This window comes from Bradyrhizobium sp., assembly GCF_035652035.1.
GTDB lineage: Bacteria > Pseudomonadota > Alphaproteobacteria > Rhizobiales > Xanthobacteraceae > Bradyrhizobium.
This window is the reverse complement of sequence record NZ_DASREO010000103.1, coordinates 48,177-65,786: the sequence shown is the minus strand read 5'-3', so window position 1 is coordinate 65,786 and position 17,610 is coordinate 48,177. Positions and strand designations below refer to the sequence as shown.

Genomic DNA, 17,610 nt, shown 5'->3' with positions numbered 1-17,610 from the left:
ATGGACCTCGTGCCCATGGTGACCAGCAGCCAGCGCTTCACCTGGGACGAGACGCCGTGGCAATGGGGCAAAGGCTATGGGCGGCAGGAGAAGCCGGAGTTTCATGTCGTCGCCGTCGACTACGGCATCAAGCGCAACATCCTGCGCCTGCTCGCGGGCAGCGGCTGCAAGGTGACGGTGGTGCCGGCGAAAACCTCGGCCGAGGACATCATCGCGCTGAAGCCCGACGGCGTGTTTCTCTCCAACGGTCCCGGCGACCCGGCGGAGACCGGCAAATACGCCGTGCCGGTGATCAAAAAAGTGATCGAGAGCGGCACGCCGACTTTCGGCATCTGCCTCGGGCATCAGATGCTCGGCATCGCGCTCGGCGGCCGCACCGTGAAGATGCATCAGGGCCACCACGGCGCCAATCATCCGGTGAAGGACCTCACCACCGGCAAGGTGGAGATCACCTCGATGAACCACGGCTTCGCGGTGGACAAGGATTCGCTGCCGAAGAACGTCGAGCAGACGCACGTGTCGCTGTTCGACGGATCGAATTGCGGGCTGGCGCTGAAGGACAAGCCGGTGTTCTCGGTGCAGTATCACCCGGAAGCCTCGCCCGGCCCGCGCGACAGTCATTACCTCTTCACGCGTTTTGTCGATATGATGCGCCGAAAGAAAAGCGCGTGATCGATTCGCGCCATTGACACCCATCGGGTTACAGATTATCTTAACCCATGATCCGCAGTTTCCGGCACCGGGGACTGAAGCTCGTCCATTTGCGTGGCGGTTATTCCGGCATCCACGCGGCGCACCGCAAAAAGATTGTTCGCATTCTTGGATATCTGAATGTGGCGCGGATGCCGCGCGACATGGACTTCCCGGGGCTGCGGTTGCATCCGCTCACGGGCAATCTGGCCGGTTTTTGGAGTGTGACGGTATCGGCTAACTGGCGAATCGTCTTTCGCTTCGAAGGCATCGATGTCGTCGATGTCGATCTCGTGGATTATCATTGAGGTGGAAAATGCCCATGCTGAAACCTCCCCATCCCGGCGAAGGTCTGCGCGAGGACGTGCTGGAGCCGCTGGGGCTCACCGTGACGGAGACGGCGAAAGCGCTCGGCATCAGCCGCAAGACGCTGTCCGAGATCATCAACGGAAAATCCCCGATCACGCCGGACATGGCGGTACGCCTGGAGCGTGCGTTCACCAATCCGCCGGCTGATATGTGGCTCCGGCTGCAAGCCGCCTATGATTTGCACCAAGCGGAACGTCGCTTAAAGAAAACGCGGGTGCGAAAATTGTGGAAGCCGGTAGAGCGCGGAAAGCGCGTGGCGTGAATGTGCGGGACGATTGATGATGGCCGCGACCAAGCCGATCGAACCGCTTGCCTTCATGTTTGCCGACGACGGGGCAATCCCAAACAATCCGCGCCTGCCGCTGCTTTATTACCGCGGCGTCATAGACCTTTCGGGCACGCCCAACCCGGAAGAGGTGATCGAGAAGACCTTCAAGCAGCACGGTTGGGGGCAGATGTGGCGCAACGGCATTTTCCCTTACGTGCATTATCACTCGATGATCCATGAAGGCATGGGCATCGCGCGCGGCCGCGCCAAGGTGCGCTTCGGTGGCGACAAGGGCCAGGAGTTCGACATCGGCCAGGGCGACGTCGTGCTGCTACCGGCGGGCACCGGGCATCAATGCCTGTGGGCGAGTCCCGATCTCTTGGTGATCGGGGCTTATCCGGCGGAGGGGCGTTACGATCTCTGCCGCGGCAGCAAGGCGGAACACGCCAAGGCGCTGCTCTCGATTCCCGACGTGCCGCTGCCGAAAAGCGATCCGGTCTACGGCAAGAGCGGGCCGCTGCTGCAGCTTTGGCGGCAATAATTCAGGGCTGCGCCGCCGCCGATTGCCGTTCCGGCTCCAGATAATGCCGCTGCGGCTTCGCCGGCCATTTTTCCAGGAGCGCGTTGATCTCGGCGCCGAGCAGCACGACGACCGCCGACATCCACATCCAGACCATGAGGCCGATGGCGGCGCCGAGCGAGCCGTAGGTGGCGTCATAATTGGCAAAATTGGCGAGATACCACGACAGCAGACCGGAGCCGATCATCCAGGCGGCGGTGGCGAAGATCGAGCCGGGGGTGATCCAGCGGAAACGCGCCCGGTAAGGGCTCGGGCCGAAACGGTAGAGCACGGCGAGCGCGACCAGCACGGCGACGAAGATCACCGGCCAGCGCAGATAGGGCATGACGCTGTCGCTCCAGCCGCCGAAGCCGGCGTAATTCAGCGCCAGCGGAAAGACGATCACCGCGCCGACCAGCAGCAGCATCAGCGCCATGGCGCCCGCGGTGAGCAGCAGCGAGACCAGATTGAGCTTGATGAAATTGCGTGTTTCCCGCGTCCCATAGATGACATTCAGCGCGTCCATCATCGCCTTCATGCCGGCATTGGCGCTCCAGAGCGAGAGGCCGAGGCCGAAGACAAAGCCGAGGCTGAGATGGCCGCTGCCGATGGAAGCGATGCGCGTGATCTGTCCGCCGACGATGTCGAAGGCGCCGCCCGGCAAGATGCCGGCGAGCAGCGACAGATGCTTGCCGACGCGGACCGGATCGCTGAACAGCCCGTAGAGCGAGACAAAGGCGGTAATCGCAGGAAACAGCGCCAGCAGCGCGAAATAGACGACGCCGGCGGCCACCGCCATCAGCCGGTTGTCGGCCATGGCTTGATAGACGCGCCAGAGAAATTCCTTCCACGCGTCCCAGGAGCGCGGGTCATGCGCGGCGGCGGGCACGAGACCGGGGCTTGCGACCGCGGCCAGCGATTCCGCGCCGCCACGGCGAGACTTTGCCGGCGCGGGCCGCGCCTCCCGGCGCCAAGCCGCGGCGACGAGGCCGGCGAGCGCGAGACCGGCCAGCCAGCGGGGCATATCGACGGGCTCTGGCTTGCGCATGCCACAATCTCGCGGGTCCGTTTCCGATAACGGCCTCAAGCCTGTGAAGTTGCCTCCTCCCGCGGCGCCACTGCCCCTTCCCTGCCCGGCGATTCTGGTCTAAACAGCGCCCGCGCGCGGGGTTCTCCCCGGTCGGCGCGGACCGAAGGACGCGCGTTCGCGCGCCCTTTTTTTGTGCGCCTACATGTTTCGTCATTCCGGGACGGCCAAAGGCCGGATCCGGAATCCAGAAAAAAGCTCAGCGCCGCGCATCCGGATTCCGGGCTCGCCGCTGCGCGGCGCCCCGGAATGACGAAGCTGGATTGCGGAGTGCAATGCCGAAACGCACCGACATCAAATCGATCCTGATCATCGGCGCCGGCCCGATTGTCATCGGCCAAGCCTGCGAATTCGATTATTCCGGCACCCAGGCCTGCAAGGCGCTGAAGGCCGAGGGCTACCGCATCATTCTGGTGAACTCCAACCCGGCGACGATCATGACCGATCCCGATCTCGCCGACGCCACTTACGTGGAGCCGATCACGCCGGAGATCGTCGCCAAGATCATCGAGAAGGAACGGCAAGTCCTTCCCGGTGGCTTCGCGCTATTGCCCACCATGGGCGGGCAGACCGCGCTCAACTGCGCGCTCAGCCTGCGCAAGATGGGCGTGCTCGACAAGTTCGACGTGCAGATGATCGGCGCCACCGCCGATGCCATCGACAAGGCCGAAGACCGCGAGCTGTTCCGCGAGGCGATGACGCGCATCGGCCTGGAAACGCCCCGCTCGCACCAAATCAAAACCATCCCGCAGGCGCTGGAGGCGCTCGACGACATCGGCCTGCCTGCCATCATCCGGCCCTCGTTCACGCTCGGCGGCACCGGCGGCGGCATCGCCTATAACAAGGCCGAATTCATCGACATCGTCGAGCGCGGCATCGACGCTTCGCCCACCAGCGAGGTGCTGATCGAGGAATCGGTGCTCGGCTGGAAAGAATTCGAGATGGAGGTGGTGCGCGACAAGAAGGACAACTGCATCATCATCTGCTCCATCGAGAATATCGACCCGATGGGCGTGCATACCGGCGATTCCATCACCGTCGCGCCGGCGCTGACGCTGACCGACAAGGAATATCAGATCATGCGCGACGCCTCGATCGCGGTGCTGCGCGAGATCGGCGTGGAGACCGGCGGCTCCAACGTGCAGTTCGCGGTCAACCCGGCGGACGGGCGCCTCGTGGTGATCGAGATGAACCCGCGCGTGTCGCGCTCCTCGGCTCTGGCGTCGAAGGCGACCGGCTTTCCCATCGCCAAGGTCGCCGCCAAGCTCGCGGTCGGCTACACGCTGGACGAAATCGCCAACGACATCACCGGCGGCGCCACGCCGGCGTCGTTCGAGCCGACCATCGATTACGTAGTCACGAAAATTCCGCGCTTTGCTTTCGAGAAATTCCCCGGCGCGGAACCGGTGCTCACCACCTCGATGAAATCGGTGGGCGAGGCCATGGCCATCGGCCGCACCTTCCAGGAGTCGTTGCAAAAGGCGTTGCGCTCGCTGGAGACCGGCCTCACCGGCTTCGACGAAGTGGCGATTGCCGGCGTCAAAGGCGACGGCCGCGCGCTTGGCGGCGAGGACCGCAATGCCATCCGCGCCGCGCTCGGCACGCCGACCCCTGATCGCATCCTCAACGTCGCGCAGGCCATGCGGCTCGGCGCCGACGACGAACTGATCCACACCGCCTGCCGCATCGACCCTTGGTTCCTGCGGCAGATCCGCGGCGTCGTGGAGATGGAGGCGCAAATCAAAGAGAAAGGTCTGCCCGCCTCGGCGGGCGCTTTCCGCCGGCTGAAGTCGATGGGCTTCTCCGATGCGCGGCTTGGCAAGCTCGCCGGACTTGCGCCTGAGGAGGTCACGCATCGGCGCCGCGCGCTCGGCGTGCGGCCGGTTTTCAAGCGCATCGATACCTGCGCCGCCGAGTTCGCCTCGCCTACCGCCTATATGTATTCGACCTATGAGCCGCCTTTCGCCGGCAAGCCGGCGGACGAGGCCGCGCCCTCCGACAGGAAGAAGGTCATCATTCTCGGCGGCGGGCCGAACCGCATCGGCCAAGGTATCGAGTTCGATTATTGCTGCTGCCACGCGGCCTTTGCGTTGAAGGACGCGGGCTACGAGACCATCATGATCAACTGCAATCCGGAGACCGTCTCCACCGACTACGACACCTCCGACCGGCTTTATTTCGAGCCGCTCACGGCGGAAGACGTTCTGGAGATCATCGATCTCGAGCGCAGCAAGGGAACGCTGCATGGCGTGATCGTGCAATTCGGCGGGCAGACGCCGCTCAAACTCGCGGAGCCGCTGGAGCGCGCCAATGTGCCGATCCTGGGCACCTCGCCCGACGCCATCGATCTCGCCGAGGATCGCGACCGCTTCAAGCAGTTGCTCGACAAGCTCAAGCTGCGGCAGCCGCAGAACGGCATCGCCACCAGTCCGGACCAGGCGCGCGCCATCGCCGACGCCATGGGCTATCCGATCGTCATCCGGCCGTCTTACGTGCTCGGCGGCCGCGCCATGGAAATCGTGCACGATGCGCCGCAGCTCGACGCCTATCTGGTGCGGCTCGCCGCCACGCTGCACGGCCCGTCCGAACTCGTCGTCTCCGACAAGCGGCCGCTGTTGCTCGACCGCTACCTCACCGACGCCATCGAAGTGGATGTCGATTGCCTATGCGACGGCAAGGATACTTATGTCGCCGGCATCATGGAGCATATCGAGGAAGCCGGCGTGCATTCCGGCGACAGCGCCTGCGCGCTGCCGCCGCATTCGCTCTCGGCCTCGACGATTGCCGAGCTGGAGCGGCAGACACGCGCCTTGGCACTCGCGCTCGACGTCGGCGGGCTGATGAATGTGCAATACGCCATCAAGGACGGCGAAATCTATGTGCTGGAAGTCAATCCGCGGGCTTCGCGCACCGTTCCTTTTGTCGCCAAGGTGACGGGCCTGCCCGTGGCGAAAATCGCGGCGCGGGTGATGGCCGGGGAGCCGCTAAAAAACTTCGATCTCCGTCCGCCGCGTTTCAAACATATCGGGGTCAAGGAAGCTGTCTTCCCCTTCGCGCGCTTTCCCGGCGTCGATACCGTGCTCGGGCCCGAGATGAAATCGACCGGCGAGGTCATGGGGCTCGACCGCTCCTTCGATATTGCCTTCGCCAAGAGTCAGATCGGCGGCGGCTCGCGGCTGCCGCGCAAGGGCACCGTCTTCGTTTCGATTCGCGACATCGACAAGCCGCGCATCCTCGACACCGCCCGCCTGCTGCGCGGCCTTGGCTTCGACATCATCGCAACGTCCGGAACCCAGCGTTTCCTTGTGGATCACGGAATCGAGGCGGAAAAGATCAACAAGGTGGCGGAGGGGCGTCCGCATATCGTCGATGCCATTACAAACGGCCGGGTTCAGCTTGTTTTCAACACCACGGAGGGGGCGACGGCGCTGGCCGATTCCCGATCGCTGCGCCGCGCCGCCCTCTTGCATAAAGTTCCATACTACACCACTCTTTCCGGAGCCGTCGCCGCGGCGCGGGGCCTTCAGGCCTATCTCGAGGGCGACCTCGAGGTGCGGGCGCTGCAGAGTTACTTTTCTGGCGCGACTTGACGGCAATTCCGTCCGCCGGGCAAAGGCGCGAGTTGGCACAAGGTCCGGTCGCGGCGCCGACCAGTTTCGGCGGAGCGATTGGAACTTTTTGTTTTGATGCCTGTATACAATTCCGGCGGTCTGGATCGGAATTGGACGAGGTGAATTGAAAAGCTAGATGGCCCGATTTCCTGCTGCTCAAGCGCGGAAGGGCCGGCTGGAGGACGAAGGATTGATGGATAAGATTCCCATGACCGCTGCGGGCTACGCCGCGCTGGAAAAGGAGCTGAAATTCCGCCAGCAGGTCGAGCGGCCGCGTATCATTCAGCAGATCACCGACGCGCGCACCCACGGCGACCTCTCGGAGAATGCCGAGTATCACGCCGCGAAGGAGGCGCAGTCGCATAACGAGGGCCGCATTGCCGAGCTCGAAGACAAGCTCGCGCGCGCCGATGTGATCGACGTCACCAAATTGTCCGGCGATACGATCAAGTTTGGCGCCACCGTCACCTTGGTCGACGAGGACACCGACAAGAAGCAGGTCTGGCAGATCGTCGGCGAACCCGAGGCCGACGCCAAGTCGGGCAAGATTTCGATCACCTCGCCGCTGGCGCGGGCGCTGATCGGCAAGGCCAAGGGTGCGCAGGTGGAAGTGGTGACGCCCGGCGGCGCCCGGGCTTATGAAGTCAAGAAAGTGGAGTGGCGCTGAGCGCCCGCCGGCGGCACCGGAGGCGAGCCATAAGGTCCGATTTTCTGGCGACCTGGTCGCCGCGCATCCTCAGCCTGTTGCGCATCATGGCGGCGCTATTGCTGCTGCAATACGGCACCGCCAAGCTCTTCGGTTTTCCGGCGGTCCCGATCTTCGCCGGCCTGCCGCTGTTGTCGCTCTATGGCGTAGCCGGGATCATTGAATTTGTCGGCAGCAGCTTTTTGCTGGTCGGCCTTTTCACGAGAGCGGCCGCTTTCATTCTCTCCGGCGAGATGGCGGCCGCCTATTTCATCGGCCATTTCCCCAAGGGATTTATTCCGTTGCTCAATGGCGGCAACGAGGCGGTGCTTTTCTGCTTCGTCTTTCTTTATCTCGCGGCAGCCGGCGGCGGCGCCTGGAGCTTGGACGAGCTGCGCCGGCGCTGAAGCGCGGGCAACCCATTCGACGTCATTCCGGGACGCGAGCCCTGCGAGCGGACACGGAATCCAGACGCATACTCTGAATTTGCCTCTCGATTCCCGGTTCACGCGCTTTGCGCGTGCCCCCGAATGACGAGTTATTTGCGCCGCCGTTCGCGGCCTTCATAGGCCGGCGCGTTCACGTCGCCGATGCCCTGGAAGTCGATGAACTCGATGGCGTTGCCGTCCGGGTCGTGGAAATAGAGGTGCCGGCCGGTGAAGCTGCGGTGACCCTTGTCTTCGTAGAGCAGAATCTCGACGCTATTGGCCTCGAGATGCGCGACGGCGGCGTCGAAATCGTCGCCCTGCACCAGGAAGGCGTGATGCATCAGGATCTCACGTCCGTCATTCGGCGGCACGTGTTCCTTGGTGCGGCCCTTGGACAGGACGAAATATTGCTCGCCGCAGCGCATGAAGACGGTGCTGTCGTTCTGCCGCCAATAGGTGGCGCCGACGATATCCTCATAGAACCGGCGGGCGCGCTCCAGATCGCTGACGCTGATGGTGAAATGCAGGATGCCGCTCGGCGCCACGCGCCGCGGCTTGCTCGGCTTGATGCCGGTGACGCCGGCCAACGCCGGACTCTTGAAGGCGGTCACGTTTTCAGCTCCAGCGGCACCATGGCCACATCCTTGGAATTGCGCAGGGTCAGCGAGGTTTTCACATTGCGCACATGCGGCGCGGCGGTCAGCTCGGCGACAAAGGCCTGAAAGGTCTTCAGGTCCGGCGCCACGCATTTGAGGATGAAATCGATTTCGCCGGAGAGCATCCAGCATTCGCGCACCAGAGGCTGCGCCCGCACGAATTCCTCGAAGGCGGCGAGATCGGCCTCGGCCTGGCTCGACAGATGCACCAGGGCGAAGACAGTGACCTCGAAGCCGAGCAGCTTCTCGTCGAGCAGCGCGCGGTAGCCCTTGATGTAGCCGGCTTCCTCCAGCGCGCGCACGCGGCGCAGACACGGCGGCGCGGAAATGCCGACCCGTTTCGCCAGGTCCACGTTCGTGATGCGGCCGTCGGCCTGCAGCTCGGCAAGAATATGTCGGTCGATGCTGTCGAGACGCCGGCTCACGCCCAAACTCCGAAAAGCCGCGGCGCCAGGGCCGACGCGCGGACCTCCGTTGCATAGCGCGAAATCGGTCTTTGCGAAATATTATTGCGCCGACGGAGCCGGCTGCCGCGGGGGTTGCGCGGCTTGCATAGCTCGTGGGAAGGCTTAGATTGCCCGACGGGCTGGGAAGCAAAGGCTCCCTGCCCCGATTCCAGGCTTCAGGAAGCCTTCATGACCACGACCCACGCCAAGCTCGTCATCATCGGCTCCGGGCCGGCCGGCTACACGGCGGCGATCTATGCGGCCCGGGCGATGCTCGACCCGATCCTGATCCAGGGCGTGCAACCCGGCGGCCAGCTCACCATCACCACCGACGTCGAGAACTATCCAGGCTTCGCCGATGTCATCCAAGGTCCCTGGCTCATGGAGCAGATGCAGAAGCAGGCCGAGCATGTCGGCACCCGCATCGTCGGCGATCACGTCAACAAGGCCGATCTGTCGCGGCGGCCGTTCCGGCTCGAATGCGATTCCGGGGACGTCTATCTCGCCGATGCGCTCATCCTCGCGACCGGCGCCCAGGCCCGCTGGCTGGAGCTCGCCTCCGAGCAGAAATTCAAGGGCTATGGTGTCTCCGCCTGCGCCACCTGCGACGGCTTCTTCTATCGCGACAAGGAAGTCGTCGTCATCGGCGGCGGCAATACCGCGGTAGAGGAAGCGCTGTTTCTCACCAATTTCGCCGCCGAAGTGACCATCGTGCACCGACGCGACAGTTTCCGCGCGGAAAAGATTTTGCAGGATCGGCTGGCGAAGAATCCAAAGATCAAGGTGATCTGGGACACGGTGCTGGAGGAAGTCAGCGGCAGCGAAGACCCGCTCAAGGTGAAATCGGTGACGCTGCGCAACATCAAGACCGGCGCGCTCACGGATAAGCCGATCGACGGCGTCTTCATCGCCATCGGCCACAAGCCGGCGACCGAGCTGGTGGCCGGACAGGTCAAGCTGAAGCCTTCGGGATATGTCGCCACTGCGCCGTTTTCCACCGCGACCTCGGTGCCCGGCGTCTTCGCCGCCGGCGACGTGACCGACGACATCTACCGCCAAGCCGTGACGGCGGCGGGCCAGGGCTGCATGGCGGCACTGGAAGCTGAAAAATTCCTCGCCGCGCAAGGCGAGGCCGAGCCGGCCGTGGCGGCCGAGTGATTGCAAAGCCGAACCCGCGCCAGCAACCAGGCGGGATTACGGCGAAGGGTGGAAGCGCAGAATAAATGGATTGGGACAAGCTCAAGGTATTTCACGCCGCCGCCGAGGCCGGAAGCTTCACCCATGCCGGCGAGCAATTGGGTCTTTCGCAATCGGCGGTGTCGCGCCAAGTCAGCGCCTTGGAGCAGGAATTGGGCGTCTCCTTGTTTCACCGTCACGCCCGCGGCCTGATCCTCACCGAGCAAGGCGATCTGCTCTACCGCACCGCGCACGACGTGTTCATGAAGCTGGAAGCGGCGCGCGCCAAGCTTACCGACAGCCGCGAACGGCCGCATGGCGATCTCAAGGTGACGACCACCGCCGGCATCGGCGTCAACTGGTTGACGCCACGGCTCGGCGAATTCATCGATCTTTATCCCGACATCCGCCTCACCCTGATCGTCAGCGACGAGGAGCTCGACCTGTCGATGCGCGAGGCCGACGTGGCGATCCGTCTGCGGCAGCCGCAGCAGCCGGATCTTATCCAGCGCAAGCTGTTCTCCGTGCATTATCACGCCTATGCATCGCCGGAGTATCTCAAGCGCAAAGGCGCGCCGCACTCGCCGGAGGACATCGACAAGCACAATGTGGTGCTGCTCGGCGGACAGCTTCCCGTGCATTTGCAGAACCGCAACTGGCTGATCACGGTTGGGCGCGAGGGCAAGCCGCAGCGCACGCCGGTGCTCACCATCAACAACGTGCTCGGCGTGCTGCGCGCCTGCCAGCAAGGCATCGGCATCGCCATGCTGCCGGATTACCTGGTGGAGGACAGCGGGCTGGTGCAGCTCTTCGCGGATTCGGAGGCCATCGCGCTCGATGCCTATTTCGTCTATCCGGAGGAATTGAAGACGGTGGCGCGGGTGCAGGTGTTCCGCGATTTCCTCGTCGCCAACGCCCAGCGCTGGCGCTTTTGAGCCTCAGCCGTGCGACAGCGCGGCCTTCACGTCGGTCAGCAATAGCCGCAGTTCCAGCTCGCGGAATTCGACAAAGACCCTCCGCATCCAGCGGTGCAGATTCATATAGGTATCGAGCGGAATCCCGGCGGGCGCCTCGGTACGGAAATCGGCGAAGCAGAACGGCGGCTTGTCGATGAAGCGATGCAGCGCCGGCGGCAGCGCCGGGATATGTATCGGCACCGAGACTGCCCGCGATAGCGGATAGGCTTCGCGGTCGTGCCGCGCCCGCCCGGCCGCTTCATTATAGACCGGGACCAGCAGCATTTCCGGATGGCGCGCCCGCAGCATGGCATAGCTGCGCGTCGAAGCGCTGTCGGCATTGGCCATGAACAGCGCCACCGGCTCGATGCGCTGGAGCCGCGCATCCTCGACGAATCCGATATCGCGGAGCACGGCGAAGAATTGCTCGAAGGCGGACGGCGCGAGATCGACGACCTTGGCCACTCTGTCACCGGCAATCAGCCGGTCGAAGACCGCCATCTGGCCGCGGATGCCTCCGATATCAGCGAGCACGGTGTGCCGCGGCAGGTAACGCGCCAGCGCCGGCGCCTCGTGGGAAAAGTCAAAGGCGGCAACCGGCCGGCCCTCCAGCAAAAAATAATCCACCAGCAATCGGGCGAGCAGCGTTCTCCCGACGCGCGGCCGCGGCGAACAAACAATGTAAAGCGGCGTTCGGCGTATCATCCCGCCACCTTCGGGACCGGGCCGCTATTTGCTCGACCCGATCTCCTTGAGGTTGGCGCGGTCGTATTCCGCCCAGACATTGCCGAGCCAGTGGCGGACATAGCCGCGCAGCACGAAGGAATAATTCGCCGGCTCGCCGCCGGCCGCCTTGTTGGCGACGAATGTGAGAAACGGCACCGAAGCGAGCTCGACCTGCTCGCAGGCCATCTCGTTGAGATGCGGCACGTTGATTTCGACGGCATCCTTGATCTTGTGAAAATAGGAGTCGTAGGTCGCCGGATCCCACTCGAAGAAAGTGGTGTTGTTGATGAAATTCTTCACCAGGAAATAGCGGGCGTCGCCGACGAAGGCCGCGGTCTCGGCGATCTCGTCAAGCGAGGCGATCGACGGCCCGAGAATATGGAAGACCGCGAAAGTGACCTGGCCCTTTTTGACGATGTCGAGAAAGCCGATGTCGCGCAACGCCTTCAGGGTCGACGACAACAGGCCGGCGCGCACGTCGATCACCGTGATATTCGCCGGCGCGCTGGCCAGCGTATCGAAGATCTTCATCTGGTCGGGGATGGTGGTCACGTCGACCACTTCGGTGACATCGGGGTGAAAGCGCCGCAGCGTGCCCCGCGGCGCCTCGGTGTCGAACGCGCGCGTCGGCACGTTATGGGCGACGAAATAATCGAGCAATGTGCGGGTAACGGTGGTCTTGCCGACGCCGCCCTTATCGGCGCCGACGAGGATTACAACTGGCTTGGCCATGGACTCCCCTTACTGTCACGCAAGGCGCCGCCCCGATTGCCGACGCTCGGCGGTTGGGCCGCATCAGAATCTCTTGCACATCTGTGGGACGTGCTTCAACAGCGGAATCCTGGGACGCAGCCGCCATGCCTCAGGAAAGCAGCGCCTTCATCTTTTCCTGATTGATGGTCTTGACCAGTTGATCGACGAGCCCGGCAAGCGGCATCGGCATTTTCGCCGCTTGCGCCATGTCGAGCGCCACGTCCATGTCCTTTTCCGCCCATTTGCCGGTGCTGCGGCCCCAGCGCGACAGCGACCAATTGGCGCCGCTGCCTTCCATCAACGCCGGCACAAGCCTCGGCACATCGACGCCGAGCTTCTTGGCGAAGCTCAGGCACTCGAAATTCGCCACCATGCACGCCCAAAGCAGCATGTTGTTGATGGTTTTCGCGATCTGGCCCGAACCGAGGGCGCCAAGATGGAGCACGCGGCCGAAGCACTCGAGCGCCGGGCGCGCGCGCTCAACCCATTTTTCCTCGCCGCCGGTATAAATGACGAGGCTGCCGTTGTCGGCCGCTTCCTGGCCAAGCACCACGGGCGTGTCGACCACGCCGATGTTCTTTTCCTGCGCCAGCGCCGCCATGCGCTGACACAGTTCTGGCTCCACCGAGCTGGCGATGCAGATGACCGATCCGGGCGCCAACCGGCCAAGCAATCCGCCCGCGATCACCTCCTCCACCTGCTGTCCGGTGGCGACCATGATTACCACCACTTCGGCGCGGGCGCCGACTGCGGCCGCAGAATCGCAGGTCGTGATACCTTGGCTTTTGGCACGCTCCATGGCCGCGGCATCCACGTCGAAGCCGGCTACGTCGAAACCCTTGCCGCGCATGTGCCGCGCCATTTGGAAGCCCATGGCGCCAAGGCCGATCATGCCCGTGCGATTCACCGGATTGCTCATATCGTCCATCTCTGTTGCTGGGATGCCTGCGCAGGCGAGACGCCGTGGACTGTAGCGTTCGCGGCTTGCCGTGGGCAAGGACGGCTATCCGGCGGGACGGGAGACGGCGACGGGATGGTACAGGTGGGTGGACTTGAACCACCGACCTCTGGTTCCACAGACCAGCGCTCTAACCAACTGAGCTACACCTGCACGGAGGCTCCACGCGCGGCGTCGCACGGGGGGTCAGGCTCTATATGGCAAAAGGCGGCCCCCCGTCGCAAGTGACGTGTGGCCACCGGATCCATGGCTGGAGAAAAGCAAAAGCCCGGACCGAGGCCTTGCGACGCGACTCGGCACAGGGGCAAACGCGGTACGGTTACGCGACCTTGCTGAAGGCTTTGCTGACGCCGCTCTTGATCGGCTCGGAGGCTTCGTTGAGGACCTTCTGGGCGATCGAGGCCAGTTCGCGGCCCTGCTCGGAAACCTGATCGAACTGCTTTCGCGCGTGCGCGGTGGACAATTCGACCGCTTCCGCCAGCGACTTCACGGTGATGAATTCGCTGAAAAAGTCGAAGGCGGCATTGGTATTGGCGCGCGCGGCGTCGATAAGCTTGAGGCCGTAATCGGTGCCGCCGCGTGTGGCGCTGGCATAGGTCTCTTCCAGAACGTCCGTCGCCTCTTCGGCCGCGACTTTCAGCTTCTCGTAGTTTTCCTTGGCCTGGGAGAGGCCCTTCTCGGCGATCTCGCGAAAAGCGGTCGGAATTTCCATCTTCAGAAAATCGAATTTCGGCATTTCGGAACGGGCCTCCGCTTTTGCGCCTTCAAAGGCGCCCGACGTTTTCGAGGTTTTCGACTTGGTATTCACGTTGGCGTTCACGTTTCCTTCCATGGCGAGCATCCTTTGCTTCGCGGGATTTCTGCTTTTCCAGCCGATCCGGCTGGCGACCTGATGCCTCCTCATATAGCATCGATTATGGTGCAATGCAACATCAAATTTTCGCAATGCACCATGGGATTATTTCCGCACCGTCGACGGTCTTGGTTGCGCGCCGGAAACGGGCATTTCCGCGCGCGGCGATGCGGCCGCCAGAAACCATGGCGGGTTAACGTTATCCCGGCATTGGCGGGGACCGCTGCGCTGCACGCGTGGACGCCGCACGCGGCGTCCTTTATCAATTAAGAAATCCTTAAGTCAGCAGCGGGCGGCAAGCGCGCGATGTGCGAGAATAGGTGCGGGAATTCATGAGTACCTCCACCTTCCAACTTGCCTGTTTGCGCGACCCCCGGCTTTCCGCACACGCCGTCGATGAGGTGCCGGCCTGGCTATGGAGCCAGGACGGCACGCGGCTGCTGTGGAGCAATGCGGTCGGCGCTGCGATCTTCGGCGCCGAGGCGCCGGCGGCCCTATCCCAACATGTGTTTGCCGCCGACGACGTTGCCGCGCAGCAGATTGCGCGTATTGCGGCAACGCTGCCAGCCGGCGGGGAAGCGCGGCTGGAACGCATGCGCGGTTTTGGTGGCGCTATAGGGCGCCCGCTGACTTGCACCTGCTCGCGGCTGCGCCTCGCCGATGTCGGCGAAGGCATTTTTGTGGTCGCTGTCGAGCCGGCCGGCCCGGCATTGCCGCTGGCAGAACGCGTCCGCCGCCTGCTCGCCGGGATGGATATTCCGCTCGCGGTCTTCTCGCCCGATGGCCGCCTTTTTCATGCCGCCGGTCCGGCGCTGCAACGGCTGGCCACCACAGCGACGCTGTCGTCGCTGGACGCCGATGCGCTGGCGGCACATGCGCTGCATGCCGGCTATGCATCCGGTCCGACCAAGCTCGGCGAAGTTTCCGTCGAGCGCATCGGCCGCGAGGCGACGACGTTTCTCGTCGCCAGCCTGCAAGGCGCCGCCGCCCCGGCGGCGCAGTCGCCGGTTGCGGCGCCATCCGCCGAGGCAGCGCCGATGACCGCAGCGCCAAGCATATCCGAGCAGATGGAAGCCGATGCCGATGTTTTCAGCGCCGCCGAGGGGAAAACGCCGGCAACGCCACAAGCGCCGCCGGCGCAAGACGGCCGGCGCGACATCGAGCGGCGCTATCCGCTGCGATTCGTTTGGCACATGGACGCCGAAGGACGCTTCGGCATCGATTCCGGCGATTTCCTGCGGTTGGCCGGGCCGCGAACGGCGCAGGCGCTCGGCCGTCCCTGGAACGAGATTGCCCGCCTGCTCGCGGTCGATCCGCAGGGTGACGTGGCGAAAGCGGTGGCCAGCCACGATACCTGGAGCGGGATCGTCCTTGATTGGCCGGTGGACGGCACCGACGAAGTTTTCACCGTCGAACTTTCCGGTCTGCCGGTATTCGACCGCAACCGCGTCTTCATTGGCTACCGCGGATTCGGCGTCTGCCGTGACGCGCGCAAGATTTCGCTGGCGCACGCGTTGCGCGCGACGCCGTCGCCGCCCGCCTCGGCGGAAACCGCCGAGCGGCGGACGGGCGGCGAAAAGCCGGTCCTGTCGATCGTCCCCCCGGTGCGAAACGTCGTCCCCTTCCCTTCGCATTCGCCAGCGGAAAAGCCGCCCTCGCTCAGCCCGGTGGAGCGCAGCGCCTTTCAGGAATTGGCGCACCAACTCAGCAGCCGCCTCAAACGCAACAACAAGAACGAGGAAACCCCCGAGCCCGCGAGCACGCAAAAGCCGGACATGCCGGCGGCGGCGGCGGAGCAAGCGGATCCCGAGACCGCGATCGGCTTCGTGCCGCGCCGTGACATGCCGAGTCCTGCGTCCCGAGCCGCTTCCGCCGATGCCGCCACACAACAGGAGCGTGCGATCCTTGAGCGCATTCCGCTCGGCATTCTGGTTTACCGCATCGACACGCCGCTCTACGCCAATCCCGCTTTCTTGGCGTGGAGCGGCTATTCCAGCACCGCTGAACTGGCCGCCGCCGGCGGTCTCGACGTGCTCACGGTCGAGCCGAGCAGCGAAAGGCCGGCAGGCATGCCGGCGGGCGGGCAATCGCTCACGGTGAAAAGCGACCGTGGCGCGCAAGCGCCGGCGGCAGCGCAGCTCTTCACCATTGCCTGGGACGGCGACACCGCGCATGCGCTGATGCTCGCGGCTGCGGCTCCGGCTCCGGTTGCCACATCGGACCGCGCCATCGCAGAGGCGTTGCAGCGCGCGCAGGACGAACTCGACGAATTGCGGATCATCCTCGACAGCACCAGCGTCGGCGTGCTGGTGCTCGACCGCGCCGGCCGCGTGCTCTCCGCCAACCCGCATGCGGGGGCGCTCTTCGCCGCCGAGCCGGGCAAGCTCGAAGGCGTGCATGTCGCCGAACTGCTCGCGGTGGAAAGCCAGCCCGAGGCGCTCGGCTATCTCGAAGCTTTGGCGCGCGAGGAAACGGATTTGCCGGCACGCGGGCGCGAAGTGCTGGGGCGCACGCGCCAGGGCGAAACGCTGCCGCTTTATCTCAGCCTTGGCCGTATCGGCGGCGGCCAGAAATTCTGCGCCGTGCTGCGCGATCTGCGCGAATTCAAGCAAGCGGAAGACGAACTGCTCAAGGCCAAGCGGCAAGCCGAAAAGGCCGCCGCCGCCAAATCGGAATTCCTCGCCAAGATCAGCCACGAAATCCGCACCCCGCTCAATTCCATCATTGGCTTCGCCGAAGTGATGATGAGCGAGCGTTTCGGTCCGATCGCCAACGAGCGCTATCTGACCTACCTCAAGGACATTCACGAGTCGGGGATCAACCTCGTTGCGCTGCTCAACGATCTTCTAGACCTGTCGAAGATCGAGGCCGGCAAGCTCGAGCTGAATTTCGCCAGCGTCAATCTCAACGAGCTGATCCAGCAGTGCGTGGCGCTGATGCAGCCGCGCGCCACCCAGGAAAAGATCATCGTGCGCACGTCGTTGCCGCCGGGGCTGCCGCCGGTCATGGCGGACATGCGCTCGTTGCGGCAAGTCGTGCTGAATCTAATCTCGAATTCGATCAAATTCACCGGCGCCGGCGGACAAGTGATTATTTCCAGCGCCGTCAGCGACGGCGGCGAAGTGGTCCTGCGCGTCCGCGACACCGGGCCCGGCATGAGCGACAAGGAAATCGAAATGGCGCTGGAGCCGTTTCACCAACTGGCGACCTCGACGCGCGGCGGGTCGGGAGCGACGGCGCTCGGCTTGCCGCTTTCAAAGGCACTGGCAGAAGCCAACCGTGCAAGCTTCGTGATCCGCAGCGCGGTCAATGCCGGCACTCTGGTCGAGGTCGCGTTTCCGCCGAGCCGCGTGCTTGCGGCTTGAAGGAAAAAACGGTGGCCGGATCGA

At 64.1% G+C, this 17,610-nt stretch carries 17 protein-coding genes and 1 tRNA gene; 10 read left to right on the top strand and 8 right to left on the bottom strand.

Going from position 1 to position 17,610, the window contains the following annotated elements; translation table 11 throughout:
- The 4 genes from VFB05_RS29450 to VFB05_RS29435 form a co-directional block, all read left to right on the top strand.
- On the top strand, positions 1-672 hold a 672-nt coding region (locus VFB05_RS29450), incomplete at its 5' end, for a carbamoyl phosphate synthase small subunit (protein WP_325019177.1).
- A gap of 47 nt (positions 673-719) precedes the next feature.
- Positions 720-998, top strand: coding sequence for a type II toxin-antitoxin system RelE/ParE family toxin (locus VFB05_RS29445; protein WP_325019175.1), 279 nt, complete (start codon positions 720-722; stop codon positions 996-998).
- Positions 999-1,006: 8 nt separating this feature from the next.
- Positions 1,007-1,321, top strand: coding sequence for a HigA family addiction module antitoxin (locus VFB05_RS29440; RefSeq protein ID WP_325019173.1), 315 nt, complete (start codon positions 1,007-1,009; stop codon positions 1,319-1,321).
- A 19-nt stretch (positions 1,322-1,340) separates the two neighbouring features.
- Entirely contained in the window at positions 1,341-1,868 is a 528-nt protein-coding gene (locus VFB05_RS29435; protein ID WP_325019171.1) for a hypothetical protein, read from the top strand.
- Position 1,869: 1 nt separating this feature from the next.
- Here the strand turns inward: VFB05_RS29435 and VFB05_RS29430 are convergent, their stop codons facing one another.
- Positions 1,870-2,934: a YihY/virulence factor BrkB family protein gene (locus VFB05_RS29430; protein WP_325019169.1), complete on the bottom strand. Its 1,065-nt coding sequence runs from the start codon at positions 2,932-2,934 to the stop codon at positions 1,870-1,872.
- Between the two features lie 314 nt (positions 2,935-3,248).
- Here VFB05_RS29430 and carB point away from each other — a divergent pair, with 314 nt between their 5' ends.
- The 3 genes from carB (at position 3,249) to VFB05_RS29415 (ending at position 7,676) form a co-directional block, all read left to right on the top strand.
- Positions 3,249-6,563, top strand: coding sequence for a carbamoyl-phosphate synthase large subunit (carB, locus tag VFB05_RS29425; RefSeq protein WP_325019167.1), 3,315 nt, complete (start codon positions 3,249-3,251; stop codon positions 6,561-6,563).
- A gap of 211 nt (positions 6,564-6,774) precedes the next feature.
- A complete protein-coding gene (gene greA / locus VFB05_RS29420) occupies positions 6,775-7,251 on the top strand; it encodes a transcription elongation factor GreA (protein ID WP_325019181.1) in 477 nt (158 codons plus the stop codon).
- The gene (locus VFB05_RS29415) at positions 7,248-7,676 is read left to right on the top strand and encodes a DoxX family protein (protein WP_325019179.1); all 429 of its coding nucleotides are present in this window, start codon (positions 7,248-7,250) and stop codon (positions 7,674-7,676) included. Before greA ends, VFB05_RS29415 begins: the two co-directional genes overlap by 4 nt.
- A 131-nt stretch (positions 7,677-7,807) precedes the next feature.
- Here VFB05_RS29415 and VFB05_RS29410 read toward each other — a convergent pair whose 3' ends face one another.
- Both VFB05_RS29410 and VFB05_RS29405 read right to left on the bottom strand, forming a co-directional pair.
- On the bottom strand, positions 7,808-8,308 hold the full coding sequence (locus VFB05_RS29410; RefSeq protein ID WP_325019165.1) for a VOC family protein: 501 nt from the start codon (positions 8,306-8,308) through the stop codon (positions 7,808-7,810).
- Positions 8,305-8,778 carry an Lrp/AsnC family transcriptional regulator gene (locus tag VFB05_RS29405; protein WP_325019164.1) on the bottom strand — a complete coding sequence of 158 codons (474 nt, stop codon included), beginning with the start codon at positions 8,776-8,778 and terminating at the stop codon, positions 8,305-8,307. The genes VFB05_RS29410 and VFB05_RS29405 overlap by 4 nt, the downstream gene beginning before the upstream one ends.
- A gap of 210 nt (positions 8,779-8,988) precedes the next feature.
- Here VFB05_RS29405 and trxB point away from each other — a divergent pair, with 210 nt between their 5' ends.
- Both trxB and VFB05_RS29395 read left to right on the top strand, forming a co-directional pair.
- The gene (gene trxB / locus VFB05_RS29400; protein ID WP_325019162.1) at positions 8,989-9,957 is read left to right on the top strand and encodes a thioredoxin-disulfide reductase; all 969 of its coding nucleotides are present in this window, start codon (positions 8,989-8,991) and stop codon (positions 9,955-9,957) included.
- A gap of 65 nt (positions 9,958-10,022) precedes the next feature.
- Entirely contained in the window at positions 10,023-10,910 is an 888-nt protein-coding gene (locus VFB05_RS29395; protein ID WP_325019160.1) for a LysR family transcriptional regulator, read from the top strand.
- A 3-nt stretch (positions 10,911-10,913) separates the two neighbouring features.
- On the opposite strand, the gene VFB05_RS29390 is transcribed toward VFB05_RS29395, so the two are convergent.
- From VFB05_RS29390 to VFB05_RS29370, 5 genes are all read right to left on the bottom strand, one after another.
- Positions 10,914-11,636 carry a hypothetical protein gene (locus tag VFB05_RS29390; protein WP_325019158.1) on the bottom strand — a complete coding sequence of 241 codons (723 nt, stop codon included), beginning with the start codon at positions 11,634-11,636 and terminating at the stop codon, positions 10,914-10,916.
- A 24-nt stretch (positions 11,637-11,660) separates the two neighbouring features.
- A complete protein-coding gene (locus tag VFB05_RS29385; RefSeq protein ID WP_325019156.1) occupies positions 11,661-12,389 on the bottom strand; it encodes a hypothetical protein in 729 nt (242 codons plus the stop codon).
- A gap of 130 nt (positions 12,390-12,519) precedes the next feature.
- The gene (locus VFB05_RS29380) at positions 12,520-13,329 is read right to left on the bottom strand and encodes an NAD(P)-dependent oxidoreductase (RefSeq protein ID WP_325019154.1); all 810 of its coding nucleotides are present in this window, start codon (positions 13,327-13,329) and stop codon (positions 12,520-12,522) included.
- A gap of 115 nt (positions 13,330-13,444) precedes the next feature.
- A tRNA-His gene (locus VFB05_RS29375) sits at positions 13,445-13,521 on the bottom strand.
- A 166-nt stretch (positions 13,522-13,687) separates the two neighbouring features.
- A complete protein-coding gene (locus tag VFB05_RS29370) occupies positions 13,688-14,200 on the bottom strand; it encodes a phasin (RefSeq protein ID WP_325019151.1) in 513 nt (170 codons plus the stop codon).
- A gap of 353 nt (positions 14,201-14,553) precedes the next feature.
- Between VFB05_RS29370 and VFB05_RS29365 the strand changes: the two genes are divergently transcribed.
- Positions 14,554-17,586 carry an ATP-binding protein gene (locus VFB05_RS29365; protein ID WP_325019149.1) on the top strand — a complete coding sequence of 1,011 codons (3,033 nt, stop codon included), beginning with the start codon at positions 14,554-14,556 and terminating at the stop codon, positions 17,584-17,586.
- Positions 17,587-17,610 lie beyond the last annotated feature (24 nt).